This window comes from Bradyrhizobium sp. (genome assembly GCF_049798375.1).
Classification (GTDB): domain Bacteria; phylum Pseudomonadota; class Alphaproteobacteria; order Rhizobiales; family Xanthobacteraceae; genus Bradyrhizobium.
Genome location: NZ_JBARGP010000163.1, coordinates 1 through 8,345, shown reverse-complemented (window position 1 = coordinate 8,345; position 8,345 = coordinate 1). Strand labels below are relative to the sequence as shown.

General features: G+C 63.3%; 10 protein-coding genes. 6 read left to right on the top strand and 4 right to left on the bottom strand.

Features of this window, described 5'->3' with window-relative positions:
* Positions 1-310 precede the first annotated feature (310 nt).
* The 6 genes from WA702_RS06970 to WA702_RS06945 all read left to right on the top strand — a co-directional run bounded on the left by WA702_RS06970 (position 311) and on the right by WA702_RS06945 (position 5,139).
* Entirely contained in the window at positions 311-592 is a 282-nt protein-coding gene (locus WA702_RS06970; protein WP_006609130.1) for an acyl carrier protein, read from the top strand.
* A gap of 9 nt (positions 593-601) precedes the next feature.
* A complete protein-coding gene (locus WA702_RS06965) occupies positions 602-1,072 on the top strand; it encodes a 3-hydroxyacyl-ACP dehydratase FabZ family protein (RefSeq protein WP_425109797.1) in 471 nt (156 codons plus the stop codon).
* Positions 1,069-2,277: a beta-ketoacyl-ACP synthase gene (locus WA702_RS06960; RefSeq protein ID WP_425109796.1), complete on the top strand. Its 1,209-nt coding sequence runs from the start codon at positions 1,069-1,071 to the stop codon at positions 2,275-2,277. The genes WA702_RS06965 and WA702_RS06960 overlap by 4 nt, the downstream gene beginning before the upstream one ends.
* A gap of 41 nt (positions 2,278-2,318) precedes the next feature.
* The gene (locus tag WA702_RS06955) at positions 2,319-3,596 is read left to right on the top strand and encodes a beta-ketoacyl-ACP synthase (RefSeq protein ID WP_425109795.1); all 1,278 of its coding nucleotides are present in this window, start codon (positions 2,319-2,321) and stop codon (positions 3,594-3,596) included.
* A 16-nt stretch (positions 3,597-3,612) separates the two neighbouring features.
* A complete protein-coding gene (locus tag WA702_RS06950; protein ID WP_425109794.1) occupies positions 3,613-4,542 on the top strand; it encodes a lipid A biosynthesis lauroyl acyltransferase in 930 nt (309 codons plus the stop codon).
* 216 nt (positions 4,543-4,758) lie between these two features.
* The gene (locus tag WA702_RS06945; protein WP_425109793.1) at positions 4,759-5,139 is read left to right on the top strand and encodes a VOC family protein; all 381 of its coding nucleotides are present in this window, start codon (positions 4,759-4,761) and stop codon (positions 5,137-5,139) included.
* A gap of 201 nt (positions 5,140-5,340) precedes the next feature.
* On the opposite strand, the gene WA702_RS06940 is transcribed toward WA702_RS06945, so the two are convergent.
* The 4 genes from WA702_RS06940 to WA702_RS06925 form a co-directional block, all read right to left on the bottom strand.
* The gene (locus WA702_RS06940) at positions 5,341-6,459 is read right to left on the bottom strand and encodes a polyamine ABC transporter substrate-binding protein (protein WP_425109792.1); all 1,119 of its coding nucleotides are present in this window, start codon (positions 6,457-6,459) and stop codon (positions 5,341-5,343) included.
* Between the two features lie 13 nt (positions 6,460-6,472).
* Positions 6,473-7,636: an aminotransferase gene (locus tag WA702_RS06935; protein ID WP_425109791.1), complete on the bottom strand. Its 1,164-nt coding sequence runs from the start codon at positions 7,634-7,636 to the stop codon at positions 6,473-6,475.
* A gap of 9 nt (positions 7,637-7,645) precedes the next feature.
* Positions 7,646-7,969 (bottom strand): rhodanese-like domain-containing protein, encoded by a 324-nt coding sequence (locus WA702_RS06930; protein ID WP_425109790.1) that lies wholly within the window; start codon positions 7,967-7,969, stop codon positions 7,646-7,648.
* A gap of 148 nt (positions 7,970-8,117) precedes the next feature.
* On the bottom strand, positions 8,118-8,345 hold a 228-nt coding region (locus tag WA702_RS06925; protein ID WP_425109789.1), incomplete at its 5' end, for a KUP/HAK/KT family potassium transporter.

Below are 8,345 nucleotides of genomic sequence, written 5' to 3'. Positions count from 1 at the left end.
ACCCAGGACTGCATGCTCACCGGCCGGCATGATTGCGCGCGGGTCCTCACCGAACCTTATATGCCCTGAGAGCATAAACGCGCACCGGTACGCCCTGATGGTGACGACGACCGGGCGAAGCGGCGTTCCGGGTCCACAATCCGGCCATATCGTCGGGCTTCCGCCTCCATTGAACTCGCCGTGGCGCTCCGATATACGGGCAGTCGACTCCCGGGGCGACGGGACCAGGGTACGACACCGGACACTCGCGCCGCGGCCCCCCTCGTTGCGCCATACCGGAAATTATCTCAAATACATCAAAGGCTTAGTGATGTCCTCCACATTCGATCAGGTCGCCACGATCATCGCTGAAACCTGCGACATCCCGCGCGACACGATCACGCCGGATAGCCACGCCATCGACGATCTCGGCATCGACAGCCTCGATTTCCTCGACATCGCCTTCGCGATCGACAAGGCGTTCGGCATCAAGCTGCCGCTGGAAAAGTGGACCCAGGAAGTCAATGACGGCAAGGCGAGCACTGAACAGTATTTCGTGCTGAAGAACCTCTGCGCCCGCATCGACGAGCTGGTCGCCGCCAAGGGCGCCTGAGCGCCCGCCATGCAGATCGAATATTTCAAGTTGATCGACCGCATTCTCGACCTCAAGCTGGACGAGAAAACGATTGCGGTCGAGGCAACGGTTCCCACCCACAACACGATCTTCGAAGGGCATTTTCCGGGCTATCCGATCATGCCCGGCGTGCTCCTGATCGAGTCGATGGCGCAGACCTCGGGCTGGCTGTTGCTGGCGCTGATGAAGTTCGAGCGCATGCCGTTCCTGGCCGCGGTCAAGGAAGCCAAGATGCGCGGCTTCGTGAGCCCCGGCGAGGTGCTGACGATCGAAGCGAACATACTGCATGAAGGTTCCGGTTACGCTATGACCGAGGCGCGGGTGAAAGTTGGCGGCAAGCTGCGCTCGAACGCGACCATCACCTTCAGCCATGTCCCCTTCCCCAATCCTGAACTGCGCGGACACATGGACGCCGAAGCCAAGCGCATCGGCTTTCCGCAACAGGTCCTACTGCCATGACTGAGACGACTTCCGCGACGACAGATCCGGTCGAGGTCTGGATCACCGGCATTGGACTGGCAACGTCGCTCGGCGAAGGCCTCGATGCCAACTGGGAGGCTCTGAACGCGGGCCGCATCAATGTCGACGAGAAGGGTTTCGCACCTTACGTCGTGCATCCCTGGGCGCCGGTAAGCCTCGACACGCAGATCCCCAAGAAGGGCGATCAGCGCCAGATGGAAGCCTGGCAGCGTATCGGCACCTATGCTGCGGGCCTCGCGCTCGATTCCGCGGGCCTCAAGGGCAACAAGGAAATCCTGTCGCGGATGGATATGATCGTGGCAGCCGGCGGCGGCGAGCGTGACATCTCCGTCGACACCGCGGTGCTCAATGCCGAGGCCAAGGGCAATTTCTCGCCGGGCTTCCTCAACGAGCGGCTGATGAGCGATTTGCGCCCGACTTTGTTCCTGGCGCAGCTCTCGAACCTCCTGGCCGGCAATATCGCCATCGTGCACGGAGTATGCGGCACCTCGCGCACCTTCATGGGCGAAGAGGTCGCGGCCGTGGACGCTGCGCGCATTGCGCTGGCGCGGATCGCCGGCGGCCAGAGCGATATCGCGCTGGTCGGCGGCTCGCATAATGGCGAGCGCAAGGACCTTTTGGTTCTCTATGAATTCGGCGACTACAATCTGAAGAACAGCTTCGCGCCGGTCTGGGCGCGCCAGGAGCACAGTGGATTCGCGCTCGGCTCCGCCGGCGCCTTCCTGGTGATCGAGTCCAAGGCGCATGCACTGGCGCGCGGCGCCAAGCCGTTCGCACGCTTGACCAGCGTCGTTGCCGATCGCGCCAAGCGGCGGGAGCCGGGAGCGGTGACCGCCGCTCTGGACAAGCTGTGGTCGTCGGTCGGAACGCATGGTGGCCGCACCGCCATCATCACCGGCGCGACCGGTGCGGAGCCGGTCACCTCGGAAGAACGCGCGTTCCTGGAGAAGCACCGGGAGATTCCGGTGCGCGCCAGCGGCACCCGCTTCGGCCACACCATGGAGACGCAGTTCGCGCTCGGACTTGCGCTCGCTGCGCTCTCGATCTCACGCGGCGCCCTGTTTCCTTCAGGCGATTCCACCGGGGTCGAGATTGAAATGAAGGACGCGCCCACCCAGATTGTGGTCGTTGGGGCCGGGCATTATCGCGGCGAAGGCATGGCCTTGGTCGAAGCGGTGAAATAACAAATCGGCGCTGCCGCATCACCACGCGACGGGGGAACATCATGACTGCTACACGCGACAAGTTCGGACGTCCCATCGTGGTCGTCACCGGCATGGGCGTCGCGACCTCGCTCGGCGGCGGCAAGACCGACAATTGGGCCAAGCTGATAGCCGGCGAGTCCGGCATCCGCACCATCACCCGCTTCCCGATTGACGGGCTGAAGACGACGATGGCGGGCACGGTCGACTTCGTGCCGGTCGATCCCTTCACCTCGACCGGCCTTGCCGAGCGGCTCGCGCATCTGGTCGTCGAGGAAGCGATCGCCCAGTCCAACATCGGCAGCAAGGGCGACTTCCCCGGCCCGCTGTTCCTGGCAGTGGCGCCGGTCGAGATCGAATGGCCGCAGCGACTGGAGCTCGCGCACGCGGTCGGCGGCACCGATTTCAGCTATGACGATCTGCTCAAGATCTGCGGCGGCGGCAAGTTCAAGCCATATCATCACCGCTTCCAATTCGGCTCGGTGGCGGATTATCTGTCCGAGACATTCGGCACCAAGGGGTCGCCGATCTCGCTGTCGACCGCGTGCGCGTCGGGCGCCACTGCGATTCAGCTGGGCGTCGAGGCCATCCGCCGTGGCGAGACCGACGTTGCGCTGTGTGCCGCGACCGAAGGTTCGGTCAATCCGGAAGGCCTGGTTCGATTCTCGCTGCTGTCGGCCCTGTCCACCCAGAACGATCCGCCACAGGGCGCCTCCAAGCCGTTCTCGAAGAACCGCGACGGCTTCGTGATGGCCGAAGGCGCCGGTGCGCTGGTGCTCGAAAGCTATGATGCGGCGGTCGCACGCGGCGCCAACATCCTCGGCGTCATCGCCGGCTGCGGCGAGCTCACCGATTCCTTCCACCGCACCCGCTCCTCGCCGGACGGCAAGCCGATCATCGGCTGCATCCGCAAGGCGCTTGATGATGCCGGCATGGCGCCGGAGCAGATCGACCACATCAATGCACATGGCACCGCGACGCCGGAAAACGACAAGATGGAATATGTCGGCGTCTCCGCCGTATTCGGCGAGCATACCAGCAAGGTGCCGGTCTCATCGAACAAGTCGATGGTCGGCCACACCATCTCGGCTTCCGGCGCGGTGGAAGCGATCATCTCGCTGCTGACGCTGGAGCATCAACGAATTCCGCCGACCATCAATTACGAGGTGCCGGATCCCGCGATCCTGTTCGACGTCGTGGGCAACAAGGCGCGGGATGCGCGCGTCACGGCGGTGATGTCGAACTCGTTCGGCTTCGGCGGCCAGAACGCCTCGCTCATTCTGACCCGCGAACCGGCCTGATCGCCTTTCGACCGACATGACTCTGCTCGCCCAGACCAAGGCCCGATTGCGTCAGGCCTCGAAATCGCTCGGCGCATCCGCCGTGGGCGGACTCACGGTCGGCATGCTGCGCACCACGCGCTATTTCGATCCGATCAAGACCGCCGACCTGTTCGGGCGGATCGCGCAGTGGATCGGCCCGCGCTTCCGCGAGCAGCGGATCGGCCGCGACAATCTCACCAAAGCCTTCCCGGAGAAGTCGCCCGAGGAGATCGACGTCATTCTCGCCGGCGTCTGGGACAATCTTGGCCGCGTCGGCGCCGAGTTCGCACACATCGACAAGATCTGGGATTACGTCGAGGCGCACCCGGAGACCAGCCGGATCGCGCTTTCCGATCGCACCCATGAGCTGTTCCACCAGCTCCGCCTCGACGGCAAGCCGGCGCTGATCTTCGCGAGCCATCTGGCCAATTGGGAAATGCCGGCGCTCGCCGCCGTCGCCCACGGGCTCGACACTGCGATCCTCTACCGCAGGCCGAACATCGCCTCCGCCGACCGCATCATCCAGGAGATGCGGCAGGTGAAGATGGGCACGCTGATCCCGGCCGGCCGCAACGCCCCGCTCCAACTTGCGGAGGCGCTGAGGAACGGCCAGCACGTCGCAATGCTGGTCGATCAGTGGTGGAGCAACGGCGTCGAGGTCACCTTCTTCGGCCGCAAGACCCGCGCCAATCCGACCCTGGCGCGACTGCTCCGCCAGGTCGAATGCCCGGTGCATGGCGTTCGCATCATCCGGGAGCCCGGCCATCGCTTCCGTGCGGAGCTGTCGGAAGAGGTCAAGCCGGTGCGTGATGCCAATGGCGAGATCGACATCCAGGGTACCATGCAGGCGGTTACCTCCGTGATCGAGGGCTGGGTCCGCGAATATCCGGAGCAATGGCTCTGGCTGCACCGCCGCTGGCGTTAGCCTCGCCGAGGCATATTCCTCCGCAAGGAAGATACATCGGAGCATGCTATGCTCCCTGCTTGCGATCCCCTGCAACAAAGTACTTACACAGCTCCTGACCTCTCGTTAGGGTAGACGCGTGCAGCGCGGGACAGCCGGTCTGCTCTCGGCGATGCTGCGCAAGACGAAACGAAAAATGTCAATCCGGTTTCGGAGACATAGAGGAGGAAGTGCGGGATGTTTTCACATATCATGGTCGGGACCAACGACCTCGACAAGGCCAAGACGTTTTACGACAAGCTGCTCGGGACGCTTGACGTGAGACCCGCCAGGGTCGACGGCCACCGGATTTTCTATATTACCCCGACCGGCATCTTCTCGGTCTCGAAGCCGATCAACGGAGAGCCGGCGACGCCCGCCAATGGCGGCACGATCGGTTTTGCCTGCACATCGCCCGAGCAGGCCGACGCTTGGCACGCGGCCGGAATCGCCGCCGGCGCAACGTCGTGTGAAAATCCCCCGGGCGTGCGCGAAGGTTCGGCCGGCAAGCTCTATCTGGCCTATCTGCGCGACCCCGACGGCAACAAGCTCTGTGCGATGCACCGGATGGCCAGTTAGATCACGATCCGGAAAAGTGGAAACCGGTTTCCGAAACGATCATGCTCAAACGAAGACATGAGACCATGATGCGATTCTGTGCAATCGCATCATGACCTAACGAGGCCTCGACCGTCATTGCGAGGAGCCAAAGGCGACGAAGCAATCCAGAATCTTGGCGTTACCTGGATTGCTTCGCTGCGCTCGCAATGACAGCGACCGTCACCGCCCCGTCTTCACCCGCGTCCAGAGCCGGTTGATGATGCGCTGGGTCGCTGGATCGCGGGCGGTGATGACGAACAGTTTCGAGAGCGTCGCTTCATCCGGGTAGATGTTCTGGTCGTTGATGATCTTCGGCGCGATCAGCTTCTGGCTCGTCAGATTTCCGTTGGCATAGGACAGGTAGTCGGAGTTCTTGGCGGCGACGTCCGGCCGGTAGAGATAGTTGATCAGCGCGTAAGCTTCCGCGACGTGCTGCGCATCGGCAGGGATTGCCAGATTGTCGAAGAACATCTGCGCGCCCTCTTTCGGGATCGCATAGCCGATCTCGACGCCGTTCTCTTTACCGTTCCTGGCCTCCTCCGCGCGGCTCCTCGCCTGCATGACGTCACCGGACCAACCGACCACCAGGCAGATCTCGCCAGTCGCCAGCGCGCTCAAATATTCGGAGGAGTGAAACTTGCGCACGTCAGGCGCGATCTTGCCGACGACTTCCGCGGCCTTCTCGAGGTCCGCCTGCTTGATGGAGTTCGGATCGAGGCCGAGATAGTTCAACGCGGCAGGGAAGATGTCGTCGGCGGAATCCAGCATCTGGACGCCGCACCCCTTGAACTTCGCCAGATTCTCCGGCTTGAACACCATATCCCAGCTGTCGATCTTGGCGCCGGGGCCAAGGATTTTCTCGACCGCCTTGACGTTGTAGCCGATGCCGGTCGTGCCCCACATGTAGTTGACGGCGTAGACATTGCCGGGATCGTAGGTCGCCAGACGCTGCGTCACCATAGGCCAGGCATTGCTAAGGTTCGGCAGCTTCGATTTGTCGAGCGGCTGAAAGATCGTCGCCTTGATCTGACGCTGCAGGAAATAGGCCGTGGGCACCACGACGTCATAGCCCGACTTGCCCGCCAGCAGCCGCGTCTCCAGAGTCTCATTGGCATCGAAGGTGTCGTAGACCACCTTGATGCCGGTCTCCTTGGTGAAGTCCTCCAGGACTCCCGGCGCCATGTAGTTCGACCAGTTGTAGAAATTGACCACCCGCTCCTCGGCGCGCGAGGCCGGCGCCAGCAATGTCAGCGCGGCGGCTACGCAAGTGAAGAAGAGCCGATTGCCGCCGCGAGCCATGTGGTCAAATCCTCTATCGCCGATGGATCGCGTCTGAGAGACGCTCAAGCGCCGTATCCAGCGTTGCATCCTTCTTGGCGAAGCAGAACCGCACCACCGAGGTCACCGGATCTTTCTCATAGAAAGCGGAGACCGGGATCGCCGCAACCTTGTAGTCGGTGGTGATACGGCGGCAGAACGCCTCGTCGGTCTCATTCAATCCGAGCGGCGACAGGTCGACCGTGAGGAAGTAAGTGCCTTGCGACTTCAGCACCGGGAAGCCGAGGCGCTCCAGGCCAGCGGTCAGGCGGTCGCGACTCCTGGCGAGCTCCGCGCGCATGTTGAGGAAATACTCGTCCGGCTTCGACAGCCCGTAGGCCACGGCGACCTGCAGATTGGGCGCCGTGGTGAAGGTGAGGAACTGGTGCACCTTGGCAGCGACACGCAACAGATGCGGCGCGGCGCAGACGAAGCCGATCTTCCAACCGGTGAGCGAGAAGATCTTGCCGGCCGAACCGACCTTGATGGTGCGATCACGCATGCCGGGAAGCGTGATCAGCGGAATATGCTCGCGGCCGTCGAAGGTCACGTGCTCCCACACCTCGTCGCAGATCGCGACCGCATCGAATTCCTGGCAGTAGCGCGCCAGCAGCTCGAGATCCTCACGTGGAAAGACCACCGCGGCCGGATTGAGCGGGTTGTTGAATAGGACCGCCTTGGTCTTGGACGTGAAGGCGGAACGCAACATCTCCTCGGAGATCCGCCAATGCGGCGGCTCCAGCCGCAGCAGTTTTGGAATGCCGCCGGCCTGGCGGATGATCGGCAAATAGGAATCATAGACCGGCTGGAAACAGATCACCTCGTCGCCGGGCTCGACCACCGACAGGATCGCCGATGTCAGCGCCTCGGTGCCGCCGGAGGTGACCATCACCTCGCTCATCGGGTCGAGATCGAGCTGGTGCCAATGCGCGTAATGCGACGCGATCGCGCTACGCAGTTCCGGCAGGCCCATCATCGACGGATACTGATTGTAACCGTTCAGCACTGCGTCGGCGGCGGCGCGCCTGATGTCCTCCGGGCCCGGGTCGTCGGGAAAGCCCTGGCCGAGATTGATGGCGTTGTTGTCGCGCGCAAGCTGCGACATCGCCTCGAAAATGGTGACGGGAAGGTCTGCGAAGACCTTGTTCTGGGAAATCATAATGTGCTGTCAGCCGCCGGTCTTTGTGGGCAGGCCCGCGGCCTTCCAGCCGAGCATGCCGCCTGCGAGATGCTTGTCATAGGACAGGCCCGCCGACTGCGCCGCCATCGAGGCGGTCACCGAGCGCTTGCCCGAGCGGCAGGCGAACACGATCTCCTTGCCGGCCGGATCGGGAATGGTCTGCGGGTTGAAGGTCGAGAGGGGAACCACGACCCCGTCCGGATAGGCTTCCGCAGCCACTTCATTCGGCTCGCGGACGTCGACCAGCAGATAGCGTCCCTCCGCGATCCCCTGCGCCACGTCCTGCGGCGTCAAATCGTGCACCGTTGCCACGCTATCCTCCAACCCTTGATCCCGGGGCGATCCCCACGCCCTCTCCGGCCGAGAAACTCGCCCCGGACGCCTGAAAAATCAAGCGTCACCGTCGCATGCCCGGACCGGCGCGCCATGCGGCGAGCCGCCAGATCGTCCAACTAGTCTGTCAAATGGTCACTTGCGTGCCGACCTCGACCACGCGCCCGCTCGGGATCTGGAAGTAGTCGGTGGCGTCGTTGGCGGTCCGGCTCAGCGCGATGAACAGATGGTCCTGCCAGCGCGGCATGCCGGAATGCGCGGCTGGCTTCAGCGCACGGCGCGACAGGAAGAACGAGGTAGACATGATGTCGAACTGCCAGCCAAGCTTGCGCGCGATCGCCAGCGCCCGCGGCAC